The following is a 25794-nucleotide window of genomic DNA, read 5'->3' as shown; positions in this document are numbered from 1 at the left end:
GGTTTGCCCCCCCTCCCCATGAAAATTTTATTAAACAATTTCTATTAACTATTATTACTACAACTAATAATCCAATCTATAATATAGTCATCTTCATACTTACCTGATGCTATGCCCAATCCAATATCTACAATATCTTCATCACTACATTCCAATTGAATTCCGTTAATTTCTAAAAACACCATCATTGCTAGCATTCCTATTCTTTTGTTTCCATCTAAGAAGGGATGGTTCTTAATAATACTAAATCCTAATCTTGCTGCTTTAGCTTGTATAGATGGATATAGTTCTTCACCTGCAAATGACTGAAATGGAGAATTTAAAGCTGAATCTAACAATCCTTCATCTCTTATCCCATCTAATCCGCCGGTCTTTTTAACTGCCATAGAATGTAGATACATCATTTGTTCCTTACTTAGGTGTTTCATTTAGCCAACTCCTCAAATGCTTTTAGATGTTTATTTAAAATATTATTTGCAGCTTCTTCTACTGTAGCATCATCTGCAATAGTATCTTGCTGAAATTTACTATAGTCTATTAAGACATATCTTGGTGCATTATTCTTTAATATAATAGCTGCACCATTTTCATCTACCATTCTTGCAACTCTAGAAAAATTTTGATTAGCCTCTGATATGGATACTAAATTATTAATATTTACTTGCATAAAAAGCACCTCCTCTATAGTTATATTATACACAATTTTAGGATAAATTAAACCTAAAATTATTTTTTATTATATTTAAATTCTTGATACCTATCTTCTGTCATTGTCTTCTTATCATGACAGCTCTTACAAAGAGGTTGCCAATTGCTCTCATCCCAAAACAATTTATAATCTCCTCTATGAGGAATAATATGATCAACTACTGTAGCATTTGTTATCCTTCCTTGTTTTTTACACTCAACACATAGAGGATTATTTTTTAGAAATAGTAGTAAGTTAAGTGATCTTACTTATGTTAATGTTGCAGGTAAATGGCATTATATATGTTTATTAATTAACCTCTTTAATAGAGAAATCGTAGGTTATTCAGCAGATCCTAAAAAGGATGCTGAATTAGTTTATGAAGCATTTATGAGCACTAATATAAATTTAACAAAAGTTGAAATATTCCACACTGACAGGGGTAATGAATTTAAAAATAAGGTTATAGATGAAGTTCTAAAAGTTTTTGAAATAAAACGTTCCTTAAGTAAAAAAGGTTATCCATACGATACTGCAGTTGCTGAAGCTGGATACAAAATTATAAAAACAGAATTCGTATTTAATAGAATTTTTAAAAATTTAGAAGAACTAAAAAGAGAGTTGAAAAATTACGTATTGTGGTATAACTATAGACGTATTCTTAGTGCTCTTAATTATATGGCACCAATAGAATATCGTCTAGCAAAAGTGACCGAATAATATTTATATTAAAAAGCGTTGACAATCCAAGTCAAGCTGTTGCTGATAATGTTTGCTTATCAAAAGATGATGCTATAAATATTATTCTTTGTTTAGAATTAAAAGTTTTTATTGCATTATTCTTTTTAAGAAAATCATTTAAAATTCTTGATGCTTTTTCATAAGCAGTTAACTCTCCAAGCTCAAACTCATTTTTATATTTTTCAATGTATGATTCAAATATTTTATCAACTAAATCATCAGTAGTTTTGATTTTAGCGTAACTTGTAGCATACCTTATAGCTTGAAATTCAAAAGCCTCTTTCCTTTGTATAATACCTTCAACATCTCTTTTAATTTCAATAAGTACAAGATTACCATTTTCATCTACTGCTGTTAAATCACTTCTTCCATTTTCTTTATTTACAACTTGCTTGCCAACCACAAGTAAAGTTTCATCTTCAAATATAACTTCTATGTTCTTTTTTAAAAATTCTTCTATATGTTCTTCTCTTAGGTTTAAGGATTTAAAGTTTGTATTTTTTATTTCAATATCTTCAATTTCTATAGAATCTTTTATTTTTACTGGAATTAACATATGATTTACCTGCCTAATTGTTTTTTATATCTATGTTTATACCTATTTTATATTTTTAGCTTTCTTTTGTTCATAATTTGTTAACAACCCCCGGGGGTCTTTGCATGTTAAATATCTTGCTATAGAATTTTTAGAAAGTTTATATGTTTCTCCTATTTCTTCATGGGTTCTTAACTTTTTCCCCAATGGGGAAAAAGTTTCATCCTCCTTGATTTCATTGGATTTAGAAAGTCTTTCTATCTCATTTAATAGGTCATTTCTAATTCCTTGATTAGCCATAGCTTTATGTCTTGTATAAATAACAGCAGCTCTTTCTGAATGAAGTAAATCTGAAAATGACCTTTGCATTGTATTTGTTTCAGTAACAATTAAAGTAGCTTCATCTTCTGTAAGTCCTTCCTTAATAATTGCTGGCACTTTAAGTATTCCTACAAGTTTTGCAGCATTAACTCTATTATGACCAGATAGAATCTGATAGCTTGTACCTATAGTCCTTACAACTATAGGTACTATAACTCCAAACTCCTTAATACTTTCTACCATGTCATTTAGTCTTTCTCCTTCATATAGCTTAAAAGGATGATTACTAAAAGACACCAGTTTTTCTATTTCAATTTCTGTTATTCCTGATTTTGTTTCTTTTTTAGCTTGAGTATATCCAAACATATCATCTAAACTCATTAATCTTTTTTCACTCATAGTGCTGCTACCTCCTTTGCAAATTCCATATAAGCTATGGATACTTTATTCTTAGGATCATATTCTATGGTGCTTTTACCTCTCATATTTGCTTCTCCAACCTTTACCGATGTTGGTATCTTGCTTTCAAAGATGTGAATATGACTTCCATAAGCTTCTTGAATAATTGATAGCACTTCCTTTGAAAGTTTCATTCTTTCTGCGTACATTGTAAGCAGTATGCCATCAACTTCAATACTAGGATTTATTCTCTTTTTAACTCTTATAATATTCCTAAGAAGTAGCTCCAAGCCTTTAGCTGAAAGATATTGAGGAGTAACAGGAATAATTACACTATCACAAGCAGCTAGTGCATTTATAGTAAGCATTCCAAGTGATGGTGAACAATCAATAATAACGTAGTCATAATCAGTTTTTACTTTATCAACTATAGATTTTAAAACCAGTTCCCTGCTCATAACATTAACAAGTGCTATTTCTACTGCTGATAATTCTAAGCTACAAGGAATAATATCAATATTTCCTGCTGAAAGAATATATTCTTCTTTTTTAGGTAAACTTTTCTCTTCAATAGCCAGTGCCATAAGATTATATATTGTTGTTTTTATACTATCCGTATTATCATAGCCAAAGCATACTGTTAAACTACTCTGAGGATCAAAATCTATAAGTAGTACCTTCTTTCCCATTTCTGCTAATGCATATCCTAAATTTAAAGTTGTTACAGTTTTAGCTACTCCTCCTTTCTGATTAACAATAGAAATAACTTTATTTTTACACATAGTTACCATCCACCTTTATAATTTAATTTTTCCCGTTTTTCCAATTCACACTATTTAATTTAATAATACACTTATAAATGTATACAATCAAGAAAAATCTTTTGATTTCATCAATTATTTTTCTTATTATTGAAAATTCACATTAAAAAGTGTATATTTAAATCTAAGGATGGTGAATCACATGCAATTAACTATGGGTGAAAAGATTCGTATTTTAATAAAAAGAAAAAATATTACTATATCGGAGCTTGCAAGATTAGTTGGAACTACTAACCAAAATTTATCCAATAAACTCTCACGTGATAATTTCTCAGAAAAAGAGCTCCAGCAAATTGCTGAAGCTCTTAGATGTAAATTTGAAGGATATTTTGTTTTTGAGGATGGGGATAAAATATAATAAACATCTTCCTTTCTGAATATGTTTATTTATTAAATCTAAAAATCAAATCTGAATAACTTATCTTTTTCTGAAAGTATTATAGAACTATTGGATTTAACTAGTTTTATTACATCTTCATATCCGCCAAGTTGATATTTGTTAATAGCAATTATCGCTTGCTTATTGATAATTTCTGCTATATTACTTACTTCAATAATCATACTTGATACTTGGCGTGGATCAATTCCATTGTAACAAGATGAATCTTGAATTAGTAACTCCGTGCAAGTGTTATATCTAAACAATAAATAGTCCATTAAATTTTTCTTAACTTCATTTACACCCTCACCTGTATCACCTTTTAAGTTTATCTCAAGTAAAACTGGACGAGTTGTCTGATGTTTTTTCTTAATCTTAATATCAAAATAAGAATTTACATCCTCATCGTAGATAGATTTTGTAATACTGTAGATAAAATCTCTATACTTATCAATTAATTCTTTATATTTATTTACTCCCTTACTTGCATCATTAAAATTAGTAGTTAAATTTGAATCCTCATTCTTAATATTCTCATCTATATTTTTTACTTGCGATAACTTTCCTTCTTTGTATTTTAACTCTTGTAAATCACTATTGTATTTTTCATATAACTCAATTGACTCTTGGTAAACTTGGTTCAATGATATTATTTTACCTAATTTGTCTACTTCAGTAGATAAATTGGCTATTTCAACTTCTAACTTACTGATATTTTTTTCTATTGTTGCTTTTTTATTATTCAAAAATTCTTTTCTCTCATCAAATACTTTTTTATGAAAAGCTTCTACTTCTTGAATTTTTCTTTTTACTAACTCTGGAACTTCCTGCTTAGCTTTTTCATAAATTGCAAGTATATGCTCACTAGATATGTCAACTTTGTTTGAATTTTCTATAAACTCTATTAATCTAGAACATTCTAGTTTAGCCTTTTCATATTCACTCTTTGTTTTCTTCAGTTTAGAACTTTTATTTGCATATTCTTCAACAATATTAATTTGCATTTCAGATACTTCTATATTCTTTATCTTCTTAGAAATAGTATCTAATTCATCTGTTAATCTCTTTACTTCTTTATCAACAAAATAAATTTCTTCATCAATCTGTTTTAAATCAAAATCACCATAAAAACTTATTAACTCTAGTTTATTTTTCTTATATGATTTTATTGTATCTTGTGAGTTATAAATTTCTTCAATGCTCTTTATTATATCGTTCAATCCTAATAAACTTAAAAAATTCACATAATCATCTTTGTTAGGCTTTGTACGATAACTAATCTCACTAGCTTTTTTATTTATAATAATTTGCTTTCCATACACACTTCTTTTTATATTAAAAAAATCTTTATAGTCAGATAACGAATATGGCTTATTATTAATTAATATTTCCTCTGAGCTTCCCAGTGTACGATTAATAAAATACTCATCATTGTTATATTTAATTACTGCTTCTAAAATATATCCTTGTATATCATCTTTTATAATTTTAGAATCCTCATTAGCTCCATAAATATAGTCAATACATTTTATTAAAAGCGTTTTACCCAAACTATTTATTGCAGCTCCTAAATTTTTAGGCTCTTGAATATCTCCATAGATAAAAGAAATCCCTACTTCAGCAAATTCTATATCTCTAATTATTTCCCCTAATTTGTCTTTAATTTTTAGTCTTAATATTTTCATTTAAGATTTCCCCCTTATCATTGTAAGAAATCATATTACATAAATACATAAATTCTAACACATAAATAAACTTTTGATAAGTCGGCGGAGTATTGATTTTATTTGAATCAATATGTGCTTTTTTAAATCTATTCCACAATTTATCAACTGTAAATTTGTTGTCCATTAAAACTTCAAGAATGAGAGCACTTAATCCAAAAAAACTTTCAGTTAATGTTACGTATTTATTGGGTAATATCATAGTGTCTCACCTACTCTTTCTTAAAAATATCACATTTATCAAAAATATAAACTATTAAAAATTTCATTGGCATTTGCACAAGAGCTTTACTATTTGTATATGTCAATGTTTCTTTTACCAGAATATCATATAACTTTCCACCTTGATATTTATTGCTTAGTTCATTATATTTATCAATAACAAAATTTTTAACCCTCTCAAATTTATTCTCACATAATATATCTTGATTAATATCATTTACAGCTTTTTCCACAACATCCAACTTACTTATTATGTTTTCTATTTCTCCCCTTTTATCCTCTAAATTATTAATACTAATCTTATTTAAACTTGATATTCTTTCATATGTTTCAAAACAAGTTCCGCCCATTAGTCTTATGTTAAGGTTTCCCGATATTTCTTCAATTAAGTTTATCATTATAGTTTCAGTTATAGCATTAAAATCAATAAGATTTTTTATATGTAGAATTGAAGAAATTTTCTTTAGAATTTCAATATCATCAATTTCACAAAGTAAATCCCTTAAATAGTCACTATTTACTACACGATATTTAAATTCTACTCCAAATTTAGTTTTCAGAGCTTTAACTGTATAATCAAAAAATCCTTCACTATCATGTGGTAAATTTCCATCAAAAGTATTTACAATAAAAATAAATTCTTCAATCTTTCCTTTCCATTTTTTTTGATTATACACAATATTTAATAAGCCCTCTAAATCAGCCTTAAATTTATCTTGTATTTCTTTTTTTAAAGAGTCCTTTAATCTTGTAGGAGCAAATACCTGATAAAATATTGCATCCTCAACGACCCATCCATCATTTTTTTGATCGCCTCCATAATAATCGGGCATTTCAAATGTCTTTCCACTATATTTATAATATTCTCTTAATATTTCTTTTATTTGTAATTGATAATTAATTCCTGTTATCCCTTTAATAAAAATAAGTATACTTTCAATATAATCATACCTATCCAACGTAAATCCCCCCATAAAATTGCACATTATATCAAATTATATGTTAAAATGCAATATATTTTTTATTATATCATTATTATTCAAGTCCTACAATCACTTAGCTTCCTTTTATCCTTACAACATATACATTGGTTAATAACTATATAAAATTCAACATCATCTTCACAATATACAATCTAAAAACACAAAAGACCATGAAGTTTTCAAGCTATAAATAGCGCTCTTCATAGTCTTTCTTTACTTTATATTAAAATTTTAACAACGTATCCCCGCAAACCATATCAAATACCAATTCTTACTTTAACACCATTAATTTGTTCTTTATTCTTAAAATCATCACCTTTTGTATTAAAGTTAAAAAAACTGGTAAAGTGCATGAATTCAAGGATTATAAGGTATCTTTGCGACGTAGTCCTACTACAGTCTCGACGTGAGGCGTGCTCGGGAACATATCCATGCCCTTTACCTTTTCTATTACATATCCATTCTCCACTAAAACCTTTAAATCTTCTACTAGTGTCTTAGGATTACAAGAAACGTACACTATAGTTGGTGAATCAAATTTTATAACATATTCTAATGCCTTTGGATGTACTCCTGGTCTTGGGGGATCTAATATTATCACATCTGGCTTTTGTTTTACTTCTTTTATTACCTGGGCAATATCACCTGCTATGAATTCACAGTTGTTTAAATTGTTTAGTTTTGCATTTTCTCTGGCAGATTCTACTGCTTCTTCTATAAGTTCTATGCCTATAACCTTTTTAGCCTCTGGTGCTACAATTTGCCCTATGGTGCCTGTTCCACAGTATAGGTCAAATACAGTTTTTGATTTGGATTCTCCTATAAAATCTCTAACTATGCTATAAAGCTTTTCCGCTCCCTTTGAGTTTGTTTGAAAAAAGGATAGTGGAGTTATTTTAAATTTAAGTCCTAATAAATCTTCAATTATATAATCTCTTCCGTAGAGAATATTTAATTTATCACATTGTACTACATCAGATAATGAGTCATTTATAGTATGTAAAATTCCAACTAAGTTTCCTTTATAATTTATACTCTTAATAATTTCTGTGTATTCATCTAAATTAAAATCAATTTGAGATGTAGTTACTAAATTTACTAAAACTTCTCCTGTATTTTCAGCTTTTCTTATAACTAAATTTCTTAAATATCCTTCCCTTGCCATTATTCTATAATGTGGAAGTTGTTTTTCTCTAAAATAATTTAGTGTTGCATTTAGTATATTTCTATAATCTTCATCTACTATTTTACATTCATCTGCGCTTATTATCCCAAAGGACATTCCCTTTGCATGCATACCTAAATTTAATTCTCCACCTTTTTTTAAATCACCAAAGGTAAACTCCATTTTATTTCTATATTCATATTGTTTTGGACTTCCCTCTATAGGTAAGAAATCAAACCCATCTAAGTTAGCCTTTTTAAATAATTCTAATATCTCATGTTGTTTTATTTCTAATTGTTTTTCATAGGGAATGTCTTGATGAGCACATCCTCCACATTGTCCAAATGCTGGACATTTAGCTTCAATTTTATAAGGTAAGTCTTCTAAAACTTCTATTATTTTTCCTTTTGCATGATCTTTTTTCTTAGTGGTTATTCTAGCTAATACTTTTTGTCCTGGTATTCCATGTTTAACATAAACTTTTAATCCTTCATGATAAGCTATGCCCATAGATGGAAATTCTATTTCTTCTATATTTAATTCATATTCTTTACCTTTTCTCATAGCCAAATCCTCGCATTCCTATTCCTTATCTATTTTATCTTCTTCATTTATTTCTTCTACTTCTTCTATCTTATCTTCTTCTATTTCACCCGCATCTACTATTTTTATTTTTATTTTTGAAAATCTTTTACCTATAGTAGCACCTTTTCTATATTCCATACATGTTGGATAGAAAACCGCTACTATAGCAAGTATTATAAATAGCATTATAACTATATACTCGCTAACTACTTGATACCCTAAAACCTTCAATATGACCTTATCAAGAATTAACAGCAATATAAATGATAAGATAAATATAATTGATACATCTATTAGATTAGCTATAAAGCTATCTCTAAAGGATACAACATTATTTCTTTTGACATTAATTTTATCTTCTTTCATAAAATTTTGCCTCCATTTCCTAGTATTTTTAATATAAATATTATTATGCACTAGTATTTTTATAAAGTAAATAGATTGATAAGTTATTTTCAAACAATATTGATTATACAAGTATAAATAAGTTATAATTAATGGCGGTTATTCTATTAATTATTTAACGTTGTTTTTGCTTTATTAACATAAATTTATAATAAAATACATAAATTTAATTTATAGTAGAGTTAAAGTTCAAAACTGCTTTTTTTTGGGGGGAACAAAATGAAAAAAACTTTGAATTATATTTTCAAAAATTTTATAGACATAATAGCTTTTATAGTTTTTCTTACAATTAAATTATTAATATACGGAAAAACTATAGAAACTGGATATTTTACTTATAAGGGAATTTTCTTCCCTGTATTTTGGTCTTTATTAGTTATTATTGCATTTGCTATATTATTTAAACCTATTAAAAGAGTTAAATTTCTATTTATGCTAAATTTAGTAATTACTCTATTTATAATAGCAGACCTAAACTATTTTAGATACTTTAAGGATGTACTATCTATTCCTGTTATTTTAAATAGTTTTCAATTAGGGGCTGTTAAATCTAGTGTTGGTAGTTTAATTAAATTATCGGATTTTTTATATTTTGCTGATTTAATATTATTTAAATTTATAATTGATCACTATAAGCATTCAAAATTTGATAGAGTTATACTAAGTAAGCAACTTAAGTTTTCAACCTTTTTAGCAATATTTATATTAGCATCTAGTATGGAAGGATATCATTTTTATAAATTATCTAAAGAACAACCTAAATTATTAAGTACAATGTATAACAAGGTTTACATAGCAAAAAAATTAGGTAATGTGAATTATCATTATTTAGATTGTTTTAATTCTTTAACTAATGGAATTGCTAAAAAAACTCCTATTCCTAAACAAAAAGAGGAAAAGGTTAAAGCTTATTTGCAAACTAATATTACGGAAAATGCAACTCCAAAATTAAAAGGTATTGGAGAAAATAAGAATTTAATAATTATACAAGTGGAAGCTTTACAATCCTTTGCCATAAATAAAACTATAAATGGAAAAGAAATAACTCCTAATTTAAATAAATGGATAAAGAAAAGTGCAAATTTCCCAAATTACTTTTATCAAACTGCTTCAGGTGGTACTTCTGATGCAGAATTTTTAAGCAATAACTCCCTTTATCCAACAGCTTCAGGGTCTGTTACCTATTTATATGCAGGAAATGAATTTAATGCTTTACCTGAAGCATTAAAAGAAAAAGGATACAGCACAGCTGGTTTCCATGGGTTTAGAGAAAGCTTTTGGAATAGAAATATAATGTATCCTAAATATGGATTTGATAAGTTCTTTGGTGAAAAAAGCTATAATGTAGATGAAAAAATCGGTTTAGGATTAAGTGATAAATCCTTTTTAAATCAAAGCTTAGATAAAATGAAAGAATTAAAAGAACCTTATTTTTCTTTTATAGTTACTTTAACTAGTCATTTTCCTTATGAAGCTGTAGATAAATATGGTGACTTTCCTGTAGGAGAATTGGAAAATACCCTAGTTGGAAACTATTTGAAATCTATACATTACACTGATGAACAACTTGGATTATTTTTAGATAAATTACAACAAGAAAAAATATTGGACAAGTCTATATTGGCAGTGTATGGAGATCATTATGCTATACCTAAAGAACATGAAAAAGATTTGGCAAAACTTTTAGGTAAAGAAGGTTTTACAGATTTGGAATGGATGGAGCTTCAAAAGGTACCTATGTTTATACATTTTCCTAAGGATGCTCATAAGGGCAATTACAACATATATGGAGGGCAAATAGATTTATATCCTACTTTGGCAAATATGTTTAACCTTCCAATGCAAAATATGTTAGGAAAAGATTTATTTAATAGTAAAAATGGTAAGGTAATTTTTAGAAATGGATCTTTTTCAGATGGTAAGTCATTTTATATATCGCCATTAAATAGCTATTTTAATATATATAATGGCGAAAAAATAGAAGAAGATGATAATTTAAAAAACTTAAAGGAAAAAACTATTAACGAATTAGAGTATTCGGATTTAATACTTAAGCACAATTTGCTTAAAAAATTCAAAAATAAATAGCCACCAGCTTAGCTGGTGGTTTTCTTTCTTATTAGCTTTTAGATTTTTCTAATTTTACATCTTAAACATTTCAAATAACATTTTGCAAGCTACAGCTAAAGACATGGTAACAAATATTGGCTTTATAAACTTTGCTCCCTCTTTTAATGCCAATTTTGTTCCAACATGAGCTCCTAATATCATAAATAAAGTCATTGGTATACCTAATAAATATCTTATCTTACCATTTATAGCAAATAGTATTAAAGATGTGGCATTACTAGTTAAATTCATAGCTTTAGCATTTCCACTAGCTCTTACAAAGTCAAATCCATATATTTTTATAAGTCCAAAAATTAAAAATGATCCAACTCCAGGCCCAAAGAAACCATCATAAAATCCCATACTGAAAGCTAATATACATCCTAAAATAATATTCCTTTTATTTATTCCATCAAAATTATCTTCCATTCCAACATTTTTAGAAAAAAAACTGTATACACCTACACCCAATAAAAGTACCAATACTATAGGTTTTAATATACTAGAATCTATTAAAAGAACAGTAAACACCCCTGCTGAAGCACCTAATAAGGTAAAGGGTAATAGCCTTTTCATAATATCCTTGTCCACCTTGCCTGATTTAGCAAATTTAAAGGTACTCACCATTGATCCACAGGTAGCTGAAAATTTATTAGTCCCTAAAGTATAATGAGGTGGAAATCCTACCATAAAATAAGCTGGTAAACTTATTAATCCTCCTCCACCTGCTATGGCATCCACAAATGCAGATAAAAAACCAGCAGTACATAAGAATAAAACTTTATAAATCATGGGTGCGTTTGCCAACATCTCAAGCCCTCCTCAAAGAATGAGTATTCACTCTCTTAAATTAAATCTATTTTCTGCATTACAATTATACCATATTTTACTTTCTTTTAATATATTTCTCCCATTATCTTTAGCTAAATTCAAAAATAAGCTATGAAAATACAATATTACATATCTCCTTATTTTCATAGCTTAATAAATTTATTTTTTAGCTAACTCATATATGGCATTAGCATATATTTTAGCATTCATTACTAAATCTTCTATTTCTATATATTCATTTACTTGATGGTCTAAATCAGGCTTTCCTGGAAAAATCGGTCCAAAAGCAACTATATTAGGCATCTTTTTGGCATAGGTACCTCCACCAATAGCTATAGGTTGTCTATCCTCTCCAGTTTGATCATTATATACCTTTAACAAAGTTTTTATAAGTGGATGATCTTTTGGATAGTATAAAGGATTTTTATTATCTATATCTTGTATACTAATGTTTCCTTTTTCTAATACATCTTTTAGAGGATTTATCAACTCTTCTAATTTATAGGTTACAGGATACCTTATATTGATTCCCATAGAAAAATTATCTTCCTCTGCATCAATTGTCCCTACATTTAATGTTAGTTTCCCTGAATCTTCATCCTCAAAACCTATACCACAACTTTGTCCATTGACTTCAAAACCTATCTTTTCGTTTAAGAAAGAAGATATTTCATAAAAATTTCTATCTCCATTTTCGTCACATAAGAACTCTATAAATTTAAGCATTTGCATTATTGCATTTTTCCCTGCTGCCGGAGTGCTACCATGAGCAGATACTCCTACAGATTTTATTACTACCTTATCACTTTTTATATGTGCTGTTAAATCATAATTACTCTTATTTTTAAACTTCTCTAAGGTCTTTATTACATAATCTTTTTCCTTAGAAGCAATTCCAGCTTCACAATAGTCGGGAACCATATTAAGTCTTTGTCCACCTTTAATATATTGAATCTTAAATTTGCTAGAATTCTGTTCTTTTAATTCTTTTTTTATATTAAAATTGAGAATACCTTTTTCTGCAAATATTAAAGGATATTCCGCATCAGGAGTAAATCCAGCTACAGGTGGTTTTTCTCTTTCTAAGTAATATTTCATTTCCTTACTTCCGGTTTCTTCATTAGTTCCAAATATGATTCTAACTTTCTTCTTTAGTGGAAGATTTATATCTTTAATAGCTTTTAACCCATATAGTGCTGCTATAATTGGTCCCTTATCATCTAAGGCACCTCTACCATATATTTTTCCTTCATGTATCTCAGCAGCATAAGGAGGATGGCTCCATCCTTCTCCTTCAGGAACTACATCTAAGTGACCTAATACTCCTATATATTCTTCTCCTTCTCCATACTCAACATATCCTACATATCCATCCAAATTTTTAGTTTTAAATCCTAATTTTTTGCCTATACTTAGAGCACAATTTAAAGCTTGAGCCACTCCTTCCCCAAAGGGCATTCCCTCTTTAGGCTCAGATTCCACACTCTTTATTCTAATTAATTTCTGAGTAGATTTTATTAAATCTGTTTTAAGATCATTAATTTTTTTATTTAACTCCATTTCCCTTATACCTCCAGCAAAATTTTCTAGGTTCAAAATCCCCAATCCTTTGGAGTATAATTTATTAATATGTTCTTATTTTAATATTATTATACCATAAGTTTATATTAATGAATAATAAACACTTAGTTAATGAACAACCCTGATTAATGAATAGTGAATAATTACGGATATTTTTTATTTATTGTTCATTATTAGTTGTTCACTAATATAAGCTTGTATTGACCTTTCAAATGATATATTATTTTATTAAGTATACTACTCAAAGGATGGGATAGAAATGGAACTAACTAAAATCAAGGGAAGCACTTACTATATAAATGCTCCAACAAATATAGGTGTATATGTCTTTAAAAATAAAAATTGTTTAATAATAGATACAGGTATAAATAATACACAGGCTAGAAAAATAGAAGAAGTTTTGATTAATAATAACCTTCATCCTAAATATATAATAAATACTCATAGTCACATAGACCATTGTGGTGGAAATAATTATTTTAAAAATAATTATACTGGATGTCTATTTTATAGTTCAAATAAAGAAAAAGTTTATATGGAAAATATAGAACTTTGTTTTGAAATGTTGTCTGGATCTAAACCTTTAAAAGAACTAATTAGAACAAATAAGTCTATTAATATAGATTTTGTATTGGATTATGGTATAAACAAAATAAATGATGAAAAATTTGAAATAATATCGTTAAAGGGTCATACAAAAGAACAAATAGGAATTATAACTCCTGAAAAAGTTTGTTTTTTAGGTGATTCAATATTTAGCTGTGAAACTATGAAAAAATATTCAATACCATATTTGTATGATATTGAAGAAAGTATAAATACCTTAAATATTATAAAAGATATTGATGCAGATTATTTTGTTTTGGGACATAGTGAAAATATTATAGAAAAAAGTGATTTAAATTCATTAGTAGATAAAAATTTAGATAATATAAAAAATTATATAAATCAAATTTTAGAACTTTTAGATCAACCTTTAACAAAGGAAGATATACTTCAAAACTTAGCTATATTAAATGATATACCTATGAATTTTACTCAATATCATGTAGATCTTTCAACTGTAGGTTCATTTATAACTTATCTTTATGACAAAGATTATATAGACTCATCTCTTCAAGATGGAAAATTATATTTTTTTAAAAAAGCTTAAAAAAGAGAGACTCCTATAAGTAGTCTCTCTAAAAATTTATCTATTTTTATCCTATGCCATTGTATATTACACCAAGTATAAGTACAAGTATAGATGATATTACAAATACATATTTTCCTAAAGGTCTAAACCAACCTCCTAAAGGATCTTTACAACCTTTGTTAATTTCCACAAGGGCATTATCCATTCCATATATCCAGAAAAAAGTAACTGCACTTACCATAGTTCCTAAAGGTGCTAGATATATTGTTACAAAATCTGCCCACTTGCCAAATGCATTCATACTTAAATTTAAAGGCATTCCTATTATAAAAGCTATTATAGAAATTATTGCTACACCTTTAATTCTTCCTATTTTAAATTGACTTAAAAATGCTTCTGATGTAGCTTCCATCATATTTATTAAAGATGAAACTGCTGCAAATATTATACTTATAAAGAACAATACTCCAAATGCATATCCAAAGGGCATGGATTTAAACACATATGGCATTGTTATAAATAAAAGTGAAGGTCCTGCTGATGGATTTAATCCAAAGGCAAATACCGCTGGTATAATTACAAAAGCTGCTAATAAAGCTGACAATGTATCAAAAATCGCTATTTGCATAGAGGCTTTTGGTATATCTTCTTCCTCTTTTAAGTAACTACCATATACAACCATTCCTGCTCCATTTAAAGATACTGTAAAGAAAGCCTGACCTAATGCCATAACCCAAGTTATAGGTTTTAAAAGGTATCCCCATCTTGGTTTAACTAAGTATGCAACACCCTCCATAGCACCTGGCAAAGTTAAACTTCTTACAAGAAGTATAAGAAAAATAACAAATAATGAAGGCATCATTATTTTATTTAAATTTTCTATTCCCTTTATTACTCCCATATTTACTATAAGTAAAGTTACAAGAATAGCTACAAATGCCCAAAATATACTTAAATTACTTCCTGTAAATCCATTAAAGAATTCTTCCATATTAAGATTGAAAAAACTCCCCTTAACAGATTCAAAGAAATACTTAAAAGTCCATCCTACCACTACTGCATAAAAAATAAGTGTTCCTCCAACTGCCATAGCTGGAATTAAGCTAAATACCTTTCCTCCTGGTAATTTTTTTTCCTTAAATACCTTTTGTATTCCTTCAAAAGAACCACCCTTCATCCATCTACCAAAGGCAAATTCTCCTATAAGCCCTGTTACTCCTAGTAGATATACAAATATAAAGTAGGGAATTAAAAATGCTGCTCCTCCATATTGTCCTAGTTTCCATGGGAACATCCAAATGTTTCCAAGTCCTATAGCTGATCCTAGGCAAGACATGATAAAGCCTAGTTTACTGGTAAAATTCTCTCTTGATTCCATACTACCATCCTCCTAAAAAATAGATTAAAATAAAAAATCTCCTCCTTTATACATAATTGTATAAGGACGAGTTTATATTTCGTGTTACCACCTTACTTTGCATATTTTCATTAGTTGTTAGTTATTCACTAAAATAATATGCCTCTAAGTCACTATATCGGATGACAACCGTTAATGTTTTAGCATTAATGCTCCAAAGTCATAATTCGTAAATTTTTGCAACACATAGTCTCACCTTCCCCATGCTCTCTGTATAAAACACAAAAATAACTACTCTTCTTCTTCACAGCTTAATATCTTTAAAATATTTTCCCTATTATAGCATATAAAAAAATAAATGTATATAGCCTTATATTAATTTTTCAATGAATATTTTATCTAAAGTTTGTAAAATACTAGATTAAAAGACTTTTTATATTTAGGAGGATTAAAAGTATGACAAGAACATTAGGAACGGAAGTTAAGGGTATAAGAGCCCCTATAGTAAAAAAAGGAGACAATTTAGTTAAAATAGTAGTAGATTCTATATTAACCTCTTCAGAAAAGGAAGGTTACCTTCTAAGAGATAAAGACGTAATAGGGGTAACTGAGTCTCTTGTAGCTAGGGCTCAAGGAAACTATGTAACCATTGATGAGGTTGCAGCTGACATAAATAGAAAGTTTAAAGGGGACATCGGTGTTGTTTTCCCTATTCTAAGTAGAAATAGATTTTCTATAATACTAAAGGCAATTGCAAAAACAGGAAAGAAAATACACATACTGCTAAGTTATCCTTCAGATGAAGTTGGTAACCCTCTTATGGACATAGAAAAAATGTATGATTTAAATATTAATCCACATTCAGACATATTAACTGAAGAAAAATACAGAGAGCTTTTTGGTGAAAAAGTATCTCATAATTTTACAGGTATAGATTATATAGAATTTTATAAAAGCTTAGGTGATAATATAAGTATATATCTTGCTAATGATCCAAGAGTCATTTTAAATTATACAAAGGAAGTTTTAGTAGCGGATATTCACTCAAGAAAAAGAACTAAAAGAATTCTTAAAAAGGCTGGAGCAGAAACTGTATATGCTTTAGACGAAATTTGTACGGAATCAATTAATGGAAGTGGTTTTAACTCTAATTATGGACTTTTAGGATCTAATAAATCTACAGAAGAAAAAATAAAACTTTTCCCAAGAGATTGTCAAGTCTTTGTAGAACAGGTTCAAAAAGAACTAAATGAGAAAACTGGCAAAAATGTAGAAGTTATGATTTATGGAGACGGAGCTTTTAAAGACCCTGTAGGTAAGATTTGGGAGCTAGCTGATCCTGTGGTATCCCCTGGATACACATCTGGATTACATGGAACCCCAAATGAATTAAAATTAAAATATATAGCGGATACAGAGTTAACTAATATGAATAATGAAGATGCTTTAATGGTACTTAAAGATAAAATCAAACACAAAAATGATACCTTAGTTGGTTCAATGGAGGCTCAAGGCACAACTCCAAGGCAAATTACAGATCTTTTAGGAAGTCTATGTGATTTGACTAGTGGGAGTGGTGATAAAGGCACTCCCATAATATTAATTCAAGGTTATTTTGATAATCTTGCTACAGATTAAAAAGTAATTTGTAATAAACTTTTAATCTTTAGTAACCGTTTTGTTAATATTAGTATATTTTATTATGATATATTAAATACATAGCAAATATAACCCTGTTAAATTTAAAACTGTTAAAAGTAAGGTTCCCCCCTTACTTTCTTTTTTATTTTAACACAGTAGTATTTGGCTCATCACTTATCTCCTTATTCCATTTTTCTAAATAATCTCCTGTAGCCCATTCAGCCATTATTATGGATTCATCTTTCTTTATAGGTATTTTATATATTGCTTTACTACTTAATTCATTCCCCTTCATTTCATAAATTTTTATACTATCTTTGCTTATTATTAAAGCAATATCTTTATTAGGTGAAGTATATGCATCTATTGCATCTGGTACTTTACTTTTAACTACATTCCAAGAAAGATAAAAAGTATTAAAATTAATCATTTTACTGGATGGATCTATATTTATATTATAATCTTTATAATCATAACCTGTAGGATCTTTATCATTTAATCTTCCCTTTACAATCCAATATCCATTATTTCTTGCTAAGGAAAAATTCTCCTCACTAGGTTCTTTTTCAATGTTCTTTATATTAGCTTTATCTTGAGAAGCTAAGAATGCTTCTGCTGAACTTTTAATAGCTTTTTTGCCCTCTTCACCAAATATATCAGATATTTTTATTCCCCTTATATTTTTTGTTGCATATATAGGTAAAACCTTATAAAAATCATTGCTGTTATCACCCTGTATTTTTCTATACTCCATGCATAGATAATCATTTCCTGCGAACACTATTTTCTTATGTGTATTTATTTCATTTTTATCATCCATAAAAGAAATTTTATTATCCTCTTCTTGCTTAATGTGTGCAAAAACTTCATCTTTAAAATTATTTTCTTTTATTATATGTCTATCTACTCCAACTCTCCAAAATCCATCTATTCTAGGTAAAAATAAATCCTTTACTTGTAATACATTTAAAACTTTTCTGTTTTTAACTGGAATCCAAATAGTTCTATAACTACTTCCTTTATTTTCCATATCATTTGATTCTTTGACAGGGCTATCATCTCTTAATCCTATAAGCACTCCAGATCTTAATAATTTATCTTCTTTTAATTTTTCAGTATCCTCTTTAGTTTTTATTTCTTCCATATTATTTTTACTAAAAAATTTTTCAGTATCCTCTCCTATTTTTTCTAAGTAGAAAAACACACCTTCCCTTTGAACTATTATATTATTATCATCAAGTTTTATAAATTCATAAAATAGTTTTCCATCGGATATAACTGATATTACTTCTGCCTTGATATTTTTTACTCCGATATCATCTGTATTTATTTTATATATATAAGAAAAATAATCCTTTATATTTACGCTTTTAGTTTTATATTGAGGATTCGAACAAATCTCATCTATAAAAAATCCATACTTGCTATTAAATGCTGCTTTTTCTCCTATTAGATTAGCTGCTTCAAAATTATTTATACTTTCTTTATTATAACTAGTATTAAAAATTGAAAACTTTTTTACTTCCCATATTCCCTCTATAGATATTTTATTATTTTTAGGAGGCATTATTTTATCTCTAACTTCCATATTGTATGGAACATATTTTTGAAATAAAAGAAATGCTATTGTAAGTAATATTATTGTAAATACTATAGTTACTTTTTTATTCATTTTCTACCTCCTTTTCATCTTTATAAGGTAGTTTTATATAGACCTTAGTCCCTCTATTTATTTCACTATCAAATTCTAGGGTTCCTCCATGCATTGCTACAATTTCATCACATATAGACAACCCTATACCATTTTGAGATTTACTATTCTTCCCCTTATAAAATTTTTCTTTTATCTTAGGTAAATCACTTTTACTTATACCATATCCATTATCCTCTATTAAAATTATAACTTCTTCGTTCTCTATTTTTATACTAAGTAATACCCTTTTTTCTCCTTCTTCTTTAGAAAATTTAAAAGCGTTATCTAATATATTTATAAATACTTGTTTCATTCTATCTACATCAATATACATTATAGGTAAATCATAATTTTTTTCTACAATAAATTGTACATTTTCCCTTTTTGCCCTTGGACTTAAGTATTTTTCTATATATGAAATAACTTCATTTAAATCTACCTTTTCTTTTTTTATGGTAACCTTTCCAGAAATTAATTTAGAAAAATCTAAAAGCTCCTCTACCATTTTAGATAATCTCTCACTTTCCTCTTCAATTATGTTAAGACCATCTCTTATAAGATTCTTATCTTCTAAATCTTCCGTATTTAAAGTTATTGCCCATCCTTTAATAGAAGTTAAAGGTGTCCTTATTTCATGGGATATAGAGGATATAAATTCATTTTTTAATTTATCCTTTTTTAATATTTCTTCTGCCATGTAATTTAATGTATCTGATAACCTTCCTATTTCATCATCAAATTCTTTCTCATTTCTAATTTCTAAATTTCCATCTGCCATTTCTTCTGCTACTTTAGTTAATTTTTTTATAGGTCCTATCACCGTATCCGCTAAAAATACACTAAATATTCCAACCACAAAAATAACAATAAGTCCAATACTAAAGAATAAAACTGACATTTTAACTATGGCTTTATCTATTTCTTTTAATGAACTTACATATCTTAATATTCCTATGATTTTATTATCAACCTTTATAGGATAAGATACAGACATTACCCTATATTTATCATAACTAACATCTCCTACCCAAATACCCTTATCTCCTTCTAATGCATTTTTAAAATCCGCTGTTTTAATAACTTCTTTGGTAGTTGCTCCTATAGAATCTAATAATACTATCCCCTGAGTATTTATTATTTGTACTTGAGCATTAGTTTGTTTCCAAAACACATCCACATTATCCATTATATTTTCTTCTAAAGTGGTATTTGAAAAATATCTACTATAAAAGTCTGAGGATAGCTTTACTTGATTGGTTAACATTTCTTCTAAATTTCCATAATAATATCTTTTAGTAAAGCTTATTAAAAAAACTTCAAAAGCCAAAATACTAATCACTATTATCAACATAAAATTCTTAAGTAGCCTTAACTTTATACTTTTCATTTTCTACCTTCCTAATGTTATAATTTTCTCCATCTATATCCTTTACCCCATACGGTTTCTATGTATTTTGGATTAGAAGGTTCATCTTCTATTTTAGCTCTTAATCTCCTTATATTTACATCTACAATTTTAGGATCTCCTACAAAATCATATCCCCAAACTAAATCTAACAATTCATCTCTACTAAAAGCTTTTTCTTCATTTTCTAAAAATATTTTTAAAATCATGTATTCTTTTGGGGTAACATCTATTTCCTTTTCATTTTTATATATCTTTTGTGAATATGTGTTTATTTTAAATATACTGCTAACTAAAATATTTTCCTTTGTACTGTCAGTAGAATTAATTCTTCTTAACAATGCTTTAATCCTTAATATAAGTTCTGATGGATTAAAGGGCTTTACTACATAATCATCTGCTCCAAATTCTAAACCCATAATTTTGTCCATATCTTGAGTTCTTGCTGTAAGCATTATTATACCCATGCTAGGAAATTCTTGTCTTAATTCTTTGCAAACCTGAAATCCATCTATTCCAGGTAACATAACATCTAATAAAGCTATGCTTGGTTTTTCTATTTTTGCTTTTCTTATACCTTCTTCACCTGTTTCTGCCTCTACTACTTCTAATCCACTTCTTTTAAGATTAATTTTTAAAAAACCTCTTATACTTTTTTCATCTTCCACTAATAATATTTTTCCCTTCATAAAAAAGCCCTTCCTTTTTATTAATTATAAATTTACACCATATCTTAATTCTATATTAATACAAATCAAATTTAAATATGTTACAAAAAGATTGCTAAAAAAAGTGGGATGGTTCTTGAAATATTTCAAAAACCATCCCACTTTTTTTAATGAATACCTAAATTATTCATTATTAGTTATTCACTACTTAAGAGCTCTCATAGAATTTAGCACTGCAATTAATGTAACACCTACATCAGCAAATACTGCTGCCCACATATTAGCAAATCCTAATGCCCCTAAGGAAAGTACCACAAATTTAATTCCTAAAGAAAATATAATATTTTCCCAAACAATCTTTTTAGTTCTTTTAGCTATTTCTATTCCCTTTATAATTTTAAAAGGATTATCCTGCATAATAACTATATCAGATGCTTCTATAGCTGCATCAGAGCCTAACCCTCCCATAGCTATACCAATGTCTGCCCTTGCTAAAACTGGTGCATCATTTACTCCATCTCCTACGAAAACTAATTTACCTTTAGGACTTTTTTGTGAAAATAACTTTTCTAATTCTTCTATTTTGTTTTCTGGTAGCAAATCTGTATAAACTTCATCTAATAAAAGTTCTTTTCCTATTTTTTCTCCTGCTGATTTATTGTCCCCAGTTAACATTATAGTTTTTTTAATACCCTTATTTTTAAGTTCTTTTATAGTTTTCTTTGAATCTTCTTTAATCCTATCTGAAATAATTATATATCCACAATAATTTTTATTTAACGCTACATACACTACTGTTCCAAAGTTATTAGCCTTTTCATAATTAACTTCATTTAACTCCATTAATTTATGATTTCCAACTAATAGTTCATCTTCACCTAATAAAGCTCTTATACCATGTCCTGAAATTTCTTCATATTCTTTTATTTCTTGTTTATCTACATCCTTACCATAATATTTAATTATAGATTTTGCAATTGGATGATTAGAAAAACTTTCGCCTAAGCTTGCTAGTCTAATTAACTCATCGTCTTCAATATCTTTATAGGTTTTAATTTCTGATACTTCAAATACTCCTTCTGTTAAAGTTCCAGTTTTATCAAATACTACAATTTCTGTATTCTCCAATGCTTCTAAATAATTACCACCCTTTACTAATATTCCATTTCTAGAAGCCGCTCCAATACCTCCAAAGAATCCTAATGGAATGGAAACTACTAATGCACATGGACAAGAGATAACTAAGAATACTAAAGCTCTATATATCCATTCTGAAAAATTATAACTTCCATGTATAATAGGTGGTAATACGGCAAGAGCTATTGCTGAAAATACAACTACTGGAGTGTAGTATCTTGCAAACTTAGTTATAAAATTCTCTGTTGGAGCCTTTCTAGAACTAGCATTTTCTACTAAATCTAATATTTTAGATACAGCAGATTGTCCAAAGGTCTTTGTCACCTTTACAGTTAAAAGTGAAGTATTATTTATTGATCCTGATAAAACTATATCCCCTTTTTCTACCTTTCTATTTACAGATTCTCCTGTCAATATAGATGTATCTAAATAGGACTCTCCCTCTATTACTTCTCCATCTAATGGAATTTTCTCACCAGGTTTTACTATTATAATGTCTCCTATTTCCACTTGTTCTGGAGATACTTTTTCTACATTTTCATCTTTTTTCACATTAGCAAATTCTGGTCTAATATCTACTAAGCTAGCAATTGATTTTCTTGAATGGTTTATTGCACGATCTTGAAATACTTCACCAATTTTATAAAATAGCATAACCGCAACAGCCTCTGGATATTCTTTTATAGCTATTGCTCCTATAGTTGCAACTGCCATTAAAAAATTCTCGTCAAAAACTTCTCCTCTTAATATATTTTTAAAAGCGATTATTAATATTTCATACCCTATTAATCCATAGGACACTATAAATAAAGTTGTTTTTAAACTACCCTCATCCTTGATAAAAAAAGCTATTATTGCTAAAACAATTCCTACGACCATTGAAATCTTACTAATTTTTTCATTGCCGAAATTCGACTCTCCATGGGAGTGACCATTAGAATGATCATGATTATTATCATGTTCATGAGAATGATGGTGATGACCACTACACTCACAGGCATTGTCTTGTGAATGTCTCACTTCTTTTAAATCCTTATTTCTTTCAAATACTTTTACATGGGGTTCTAGCTTATTAACTATTCCTCTTGCCTCTTTCATAACATATTCTCTTTTATTTAAGTCCCCTAAATTAATAGTTAAAACTTTATTGACAAAGTTAATGGATGCACTTTCTACATATTTTAATTTATTTACTCTATCTTCTATTTTAGCTGAGCAACCTGCACAGTTTAAACCTTCTAAGACTAATTCTAATTTTTTTTCACTATTCATGTTCGTCCCCCTTCTTTATCGATATATGTTCATATGTTCATATGTCATTATATTGTTATTCTAATCCTTATTTTTTGCATTGTCAACGTTTTTTGTTATAATTTATAGGAAATATACAAATAATTTAAATGCTCACTATTTTTATGGAGGTTTTTATATGGAAAATACTAAAACTTTAAAATCTAGAGATGAAATAGATGAAAAAAGCAAGTGGAATATTAATAAATTATATGAAGATATAGATGCTTGGGAGTCTGACTTTCAACATTTAAAAGAAATTACTCCTAAACTTTCTAATTTTCAAGGTAAACTCAAAGATCCTAAACTTTTGTTGGAATATTTTAAAACAGAAGAGTCTATATTAAGACTTGCAGAAAAATTATCTGTTTATGCTCACTGTAGGTCTGATGAAGATACTACTAATACAACTTTCCAAGGATTAAAATCAAAAATTGATAGCTTTTTCCCAGAAATTCTTGGATTGAGTTCATTTTTTATACCTGAGATATTATCTATAAATAAAAAAGATTTACTAAATGGACTTAATGAAATACCAGAATTAAAAACTTATAAATTTTTATTAGAAAATATTTTAAATTTAAAGCCTCATATATTAAGTAAAGAAGAAGAAATGATATTAGCTTCTGTAAGTGATTGTTTAAATGCTCCTAGTGATATTTACAATATGCTATCTAATGCTGATATAAGTTTTCCTAAAATTAAAAATGAACAAGGAGAGGAAGTAGAACTTACAGATAAAAATTATTCTGTTTTTATATCATCTAAAGATAGAAGGGTTAGAAAGGATGCCTTTGAAGCTTTATTTGATACCTATGAAAAGTACAAAAATACATTTTCAACAGCTCTAACTTCTTCTATAAAAAATTTTATATTTAATTCTAAAATGCGTAAGTTTAATTCTTCTTTAGAAAGTTCTCTAAAGCCTAATAATATTCCCTTAGAAGTTTATGATACAACCATAAAAACTATAAATGATAACTTATCTTCTCTTCATAGATATGTAAAAATAAAAAAGAAATTATTAGGACTAGAAGAAATGCATATGTATGATCTTTATGTGCCTTTAATAAAAACACCTGATATACACATACCCTTTGAAGAAGGAATTAATATGGTGGAAAAGGGATTAAAACCCTTAGGTGAAGAATATTTAAATGTATTTAAAAAAGGTATTAATGACGGATGGATTGATATATATGAAAATAAAGGTAAAAGAGGTGGAGCATATTCATCTGGTTCTTATGATACCATGCCCTATGTTCTATTAAATTATAATTATAAATTAAATGATGTATCAACTTTAGCTCATGAAATGGGTCATTCCATTCATAGTTATTATTCAAAAGAAAATCAACCTTATATATACTCTAACTACACCATATTTTGTGCTGAAGTGGCTTCAACTACAAATGAATGTCTTTTATCAAACTATATGATAGAAAATGAAAGCGACAAAAATATGAAATTGTATTTTATAAATCAACAATTAGAACAAATAAGAACTACTGTATTTAGACAGGTTATGTTCGCTGAGTTTGAAAGAATAACCCATAAAAAATTAGAAGAAGGAATTCCTTTAACTAGTTATGATTTATGTAGCATATGGCATGATTTAAATTTAAAATATTTTGGAGAAGATATTATAATAGATACCCAAATAGATATAGAATGGTCACGTATTCCTCACTTTTATTCTCCTTTTTATGTTTATCAATATGCTACAGGTTATGCCGCTGCAAACTCCTTTGCTACTAAAATTTTAAAAGGTGAAGAGGGTGCTTTAGATAAATATATAGGTTTTTTAAAAAGTGGTGATAATGACTATCCTATTAATATATTAAAAAAAGCATGTATAGACATGACTACTTCAAAACCTATGGAGGATATTGTAAAAAGATTTAATGATTTATTAGACATGTTAGAAAACAACTATTACTAATTTAAAAAGAGATAAAATCTGTTTAATTAGACTTTAT

Annotated in this window: 22 protein-coding genes, 2 pseudogenes and 1 other annotated feature; of the genes and pseudogenes, 6 read left to right on the top strand and 18 right to left on the bottom strand. The window is 27.8% G+C overall.

Annotation, left to right across the window (positions count from 1 at the left end; translation table 11 throughout):
* Positions 1-44: 44 nt before the first annotated feature.
* The 3 genes and pseudogenes from B5D21_RS00285 to B5D21_RS00275 form a co-directional block, all read right to left on the bottom strand.
* Complete coding sequence (locus B5D21_RS00285) at positions 45-428, bottom strand: type II toxin-antitoxin system death-on-curing family toxin (protein ID WP_011100103.1); 384 nt, start codon at positions 426-428, stop codon at positions 45-47.
* Complete coding sequence (locus B5D21_RS00280; protein ID WP_035109252.1) at positions 425-667, bottom strand: type II toxin-antitoxin system Phd/YefM family antitoxin; 243 nt, start codon at positions 665-667, stop codon at positions 425-427. The genes B5D21_RS00285 and B5D21_RS00280 overlap by 4 nt, the downstream gene beginning before the upstream one ends.
* Before the next feature lie 59 nt (positions 668-726).
* Positions 727-936, bottom strand: a pseudogene (locus tag B5D21_RS00275) (HNH endonuclease); the annotation flags it as partial.
* A 7-nt stretch (positions 937-943) separates the two neighbouring features.
* On the opposite strand from B5D21_RS00275, the pseudogene B5D21_RS00270 reads away from it, so the two are divergent.
* A pseudogene (locus B5D21_RS00270) lies at positions 944-1408 on the top strand (transposase); the annotation flags it as partial.
* Between the two features lie 31 nt (positions 1409-1439).
* On the opposite strand, the gene B5D21_RS00265 reads toward B5D21_RS00270, so the two are convergent.
* Genes B5D21_RS00265 through B5D21_RS00255 form a run of 3 tightly spaced genes read right to left on the bottom strand, consistent with a single transcriptional unit; the run spans position 1440 to position 3466 of the window.
* Positions 1440-1985, bottom strand: coding sequence for a PDDEXK family nuclease (locus B5D21_RS00265; RefSeq protein WP_011100105.1), 546 nt, complete (start codon positions 1983-1985; stop codon positions 1440-1442).
* A 42-nt stretch (positions 1986-2027) separates the two neighbouring features.
* A complete protein-coding gene (locus B5D21_RS00260) occupies positions 2028-2684 on the bottom strand; it encodes a ParB N-terminal domain-containing protein (protein ID WP_011100106.1) in 657 nt (218 codons plus the stop codon).
* Positions 2681-3466, bottom strand: coding sequence for a ParA family protein (locus tag B5D21_RS00255; protein ID WP_035109250.1), 786 nt, complete (start codon positions 3464-3466; stop codon positions 2681-2683). Before B5D21_RS00255 ends, B5D21_RS00260 begins: the two co-directional genes overlap by 4 nt.
* 181 nt (positions 3467-3647) lie before the next feature.
* Here B5D21_RS00255 and B5D21_RS00250 point away from each other — a divergent pair, with 181 nt between their 5' ends.
* Positions 3648-3863, top strand: a complete 216-nt coding sequence (locus tag B5D21_RS00250) for a helix-turn-helix transcriptional regulator (RefSeq protein ID WP_035109248.1) — start codon at positions 3648-3650, stop codon at positions 3861-3863.
* Positions 3864-3901: 38 nt separating this feature from the next.
* Here the strand turns inward: B5D21_RS00250 and B5D21_RS00245 are convergent, their stop codons facing one another.
* From B5D21_RS00245 to B5D21_RS00225, 5 genes are all read right to left on the bottom strand, one after another.
* Positions 3902-5569, bottom strand: coding sequence for a DUF2326 domain-containing protein (locus tag B5D21_RS00245; protein ID WP_011100108.1), 1668 nt, complete (start codon positions 5567-5569; stop codon positions 3902-3904).
* Positions 5544-5810 carry an ABC-three component system middle component 6 gene (locus B5D21_RS00240; RefSeq protein WP_035109245.1) on the bottom strand — a complete coding sequence of 89 codons (267 nt, stop codon included), beginning with the start codon at positions 5808-5810 and terminating at the stop codon, positions 5544-5546. The genes B5D21_RS00245 and B5D21_RS00240 overlap by 26 nt, the downstream gene beginning before the upstream one ends.
* Positions 5811-5820: 10 nt before the next feature.
* Positions 5821-6789 carry a hypothetical protein gene (locus tag B5D21_RS00235; RefSeq protein WP_128993822.1) on the bottom strand — a complete coding sequence of 323 codons (969 nt, stop codon included), beginning with the start codon at positions 6787-6789 and terminating at the stop codon, positions 5821-5823.
* 388 nt (positions 6790-7177) lie between these two features.
* A complete protein-coding gene (gene rlmD / locus B5D21_RS00230; protein WP_035125202.1) occupies positions 7178-8542 on the bottom strand; it encodes a 23S rRNA (uracil(1939)-C(5))-methyltransferase RlmD in 1365 nt (454 codons plus the stop codon).
* An 18-nt stretch (positions 8543-8560) separates the two neighbouring features.
* A complete protein-coding gene (locus B5D21_RS00225; protein ID WP_035125024.1) occupies positions 8561-8929 on the bottom strand; it encodes an RDD family protein in 369 nt (122 codons plus the stop codon).
* 258 nt (positions 8930-9187) lie between these two features.
* Here B5D21_RS00225 and B5D21_RS00220 point away from each other — a divergent pair, with 258 nt between their 5' ends.
* Positions 9188-11056 (top strand): LTA synthase family protein, encoded by a 1869-nt coding sequence (locus tag B5D21_RS00220; protein WP_011100112.1) that lies wholly within the window; start codon positions 9188-9190, stop codon positions 11054-11056.
* Between the two features lie 54 nt (positions 11057-11110).
* Here B5D21_RS00220 and B5D21_RS00215 read toward each other — a convergent pair whose 3' ends face one another.
* Both B5D21_RS00215 and pepV read right to left on the bottom strand, forming a co-directional pair.
* Positions 11111-11887, bottom strand: coding sequence for a sulfite exporter TauE/SafE family protein (locus B5D21_RS00215; protein ID WP_011100113.1), 777 nt, complete (start codon positions 11885-11887; stop codon positions 11111-11113).
* Between the two features lie 180 nt (positions 11888-12067).
* Positions 12068-13468, bottom strand: coding sequence for a dipeptidase PepV (gene pepV, locus B5D21_RS00210; RefSeq protein ID WP_011100114.1), 1401 nt, complete (start codon positions 13466-13468; stop codon positions 12068-12070).
* A 280-nt stretch (positions 13469-13748) separates the two neighbouring features.
* Between pepV and B5D21_RS00205 the strand changes: the two genes are divergently transcribed.
* Positions 13749-14642, top strand: coding sequence for an MBL fold metallo-hydrolase (locus B5D21_RS00205; protein WP_011100115.1), 894 nt, complete (start codon positions 13749-13751; stop codon positions 14640-14642).
* 46 nt (positions 14643-14688) lie between these two features.
* On the opposite strand, the gene B5D21_RS00200 is transcribed toward B5D21_RS00205, so the two are convergent.
* Positions 14689-16002 (bottom strand): sodium-dependent transporter, encoded by a 1314-nt coding sequence (locus B5D21_RS00200; protein WP_035125021.1) that lies wholly within the window; start codon positions 16000-16002, stop codon positions 14689-14691.
* A gap of 59 nt (positions 16003-16061) precedes the next feature.
* Positions 16062-16298, bottom strand: a binding site (T-box leader).
* Positions 16299-16437: 139 nt separating this feature from the next.
* Between B5D21_RS00200 and B5D21_RS00195 the strand changes: the two genes are divergently transcribed.
* Positions 16438-17619 (top strand): coenzyme F420-0:L-glutamate ligase, encoded by a 1182-nt coding sequence (locus tag B5D21_RS00195; RefSeq protein WP_011100118.1) that lies wholly within the window; start codon positions 16438-16440, stop codon positions 17617-17619.
* A gap of 145 nt (positions 17620-17764) precedes the next feature.
* Here the strand turns inward: B5D21_RS00195 and B5D21_RS00190 are convergent, their stop codons facing one another.
* From B5D21_RS00190 to B5D21_RS00175, 4 genes are all read right to left on the bottom strand, one after another.
* Complete coding sequence (locus B5D21_RS00190; protein ID WP_011100119.1) at positions 17765-19294, bottom strand: hypothetical protein; 1530 nt, start codon at positions 19292-19294, stop codon at positions 17765-17767.
* On the bottom strand, positions 19287-20702 hold the full coding sequence (locus B5D21_RS00185) for a sensor histidine kinase (protein WP_011100120.1): 1416 nt from the start codon (positions 20700-20702) through the stop codon (positions 19287-19289). Before B5D21_RS00185 ends, B5D21_RS00190 begins: the two co-directional genes overlap by 8 nt.
* Positions 20703-20719: 17 nt before the next feature.
* A complete protein-coding gene (locus B5D21_RS00180; RefSeq protein ID WP_035109204.1) occupies positions 20720-21409 on the bottom strand; it encodes a response regulator transcription factor in 690 nt (229 codons plus the stop codon).
* 183 nt (positions 21410-21592) lie between these two features.
* Positions 21593-23797, bottom strand: a complete 2205-nt coding sequence (locus tag B5D21_RS00175) for a heavy metal translocating P-type ATPase (protein ID WP_035125018.1) — start codon at positions 23795-23797, stop codon at positions 21593-21595.
* A 157-nt stretch (positions 23798-23954) separates the two neighbouring features.
* Here B5D21_RS00175 and pepF point away from each other — a divergent pair, with 157 nt between their 5' ends.
* Entirely contained in the window at positions 23955-25757 is a 1803-nt protein-coding gene (pepF, locus tag B5D21_RS00170) for an oligoendopeptidase F (protein ID WP_035125016.1), read from the top strand.
* The last annotated feature ends 37 nt before the right edge of the window (positions 25758-25794 follow it).

It is taken from the genome of Clostridium tetani, assembly GCF_900167265.1.
Lineage (GTDB): Bacteria > Bacillota > Clostridia > Clostridiales > Clostridiaceae > Clostridium_G > Clostridium_G tetani.
The sequence above is the reverse complement of the archived record's forward strand: the minus strand, read 5'-3'. Positions and strand labels throughout refer to the sequence as shown.

Coding starts and splice junctions, on each gene's coding strand:
- B5D21_RS00180 (WP_035109204.1), bottom strand. CDS start 21,409: ATGAAGGGAAAAATATTATTAGTGGAAGATGAAAAAAGTATAAGAGGT.
- B5D21_RS00200 (WP_035125021.1), bottom strand. CDS start 16,002: ATGGAATCAAGAGAGAATTTTACCAGTAAACTAGGCTTTATCATGTCT.
- B5D21_RS00260 (WP_011100106.1), bottom strand. CDS start 2,684: ATGAGTGAAAAAAGATTAATGAGTTTAGATGATATGTTTGGATATACT.
- B5D21_RS00215 (WP_011100113.1), bottom strand. CDS start 11,887: ATGTTGGCAAACGCACCCATGATTTATAAAGTTTTATTCTTATGTACT.
- B5D21_RS00265 (WP_011100105.1), bottom strand. CDS start 1,985: ATGTTAATTCCAGTAAAAATAAAAGATTCTATAGAAATTGAAGATATT.
- B5D21_RS00185 (WP_011100120.1), bottom strand. CDS start 20,702: ATGAAAAGTATAAAGTTAAGGCTACTTAAGAATTTTATGTTGATAATA.
- pepF (WP_035125016.1), top strand. CDS start 23,955: ATGGAAAATACTAAAACTTTAAAATCTAGAGATGAAATAGATGAAAAA.
- B5D21_RS00220 (WP_011100112.1), top strand. CDS start 9,188: ATGAAAAAAACTTTGAATTATATTTTCAAAAATTTTATAGACATAATA.
- B5D21_RS00285 (WP_011100103.1), bottom strand. CDS start 428: ATGAAACACCTAAGTAAGGAACAAATGATGTATCTACATTCTATGGCA.
- rlmD (WP_035125202.1), bottom strand. CDS start 8,542: ATGAGAAAAGGTAAAGAATATGAATTAAATATAGAAGAAATAGAATTT.
- B5D21_RS00255 (WP_035109250.1), bottom strand. CDS start 3,466: ATGTGTAAAAATAAAGTTATTTCTATTGTTAATCAGAAAGGAGGAGTA.
- B5D21_RS00175 (WP_035125018.1), bottom strand. CDS start 23,797: ATGAATAGTGAAAAAAAATTAGAATTAGTCTTAGAAGGTTTAAACTGT.
- B5D21_RS00245 (WP_011100108.1), bottom strand. CDS start 5,569: ATGAAAATATTAAGACTAAAAATTAAAGACAAATTAGGGGAAATAATT.
- B5D21_RS00280 (WP_035109252.1), bottom strand. CDS start 667: ATGCAAGTAAATATTAATAATTTAGTATCCATATCAGAGGCTAATCAA.
- B5D21_RS00225 (WP_035125024.1), bottom strand. CDS start 8,929: ATGAAAGAAGATAAAATTAATGTCAAAAGAAATAATGTTGTATCCTTT.
- B5D21_RS00195 (WP_011100118.1), top strand. CDS start 16,438: ATGACAAGAACATTAGGAACGGAAGTTAAGGGTATAAGAGCCCCTATA.
- pepV (WP_011100114.1), bottom strand. CDS start 13,468: ATGGAGTTAAATAAAAAAATTAATGATCTTAAAACAGATTTAATAAAA.
- B5D21_RS00250 (WP_035109248.1), top strand. CDS start 3,648: ATGCAATTAACTATGGGTGAAAAGATTCGTATTTTAATAAAAAGAAAA.
- B5D21_RS00205 (WP_011100115.1), top strand. CDS start 13,749: ATGGAACTAACTAAAATCAAGGGAAGCACTTACTATATAAATGCTCCA.
- B5D21_RS00190 (WP_011100119.1), bottom strand. CDS start 19,294: ATGAATAAAAAAGTAACTATAGTATTTACAATAATATTACTTACAATA.
- B5D21_RS00240 (WP_035109245.1), bottom strand. CDS start 5,810: ATGATATTACCCAATAAATACGTAACATTAACTGAAAGTTTTTTTGGA.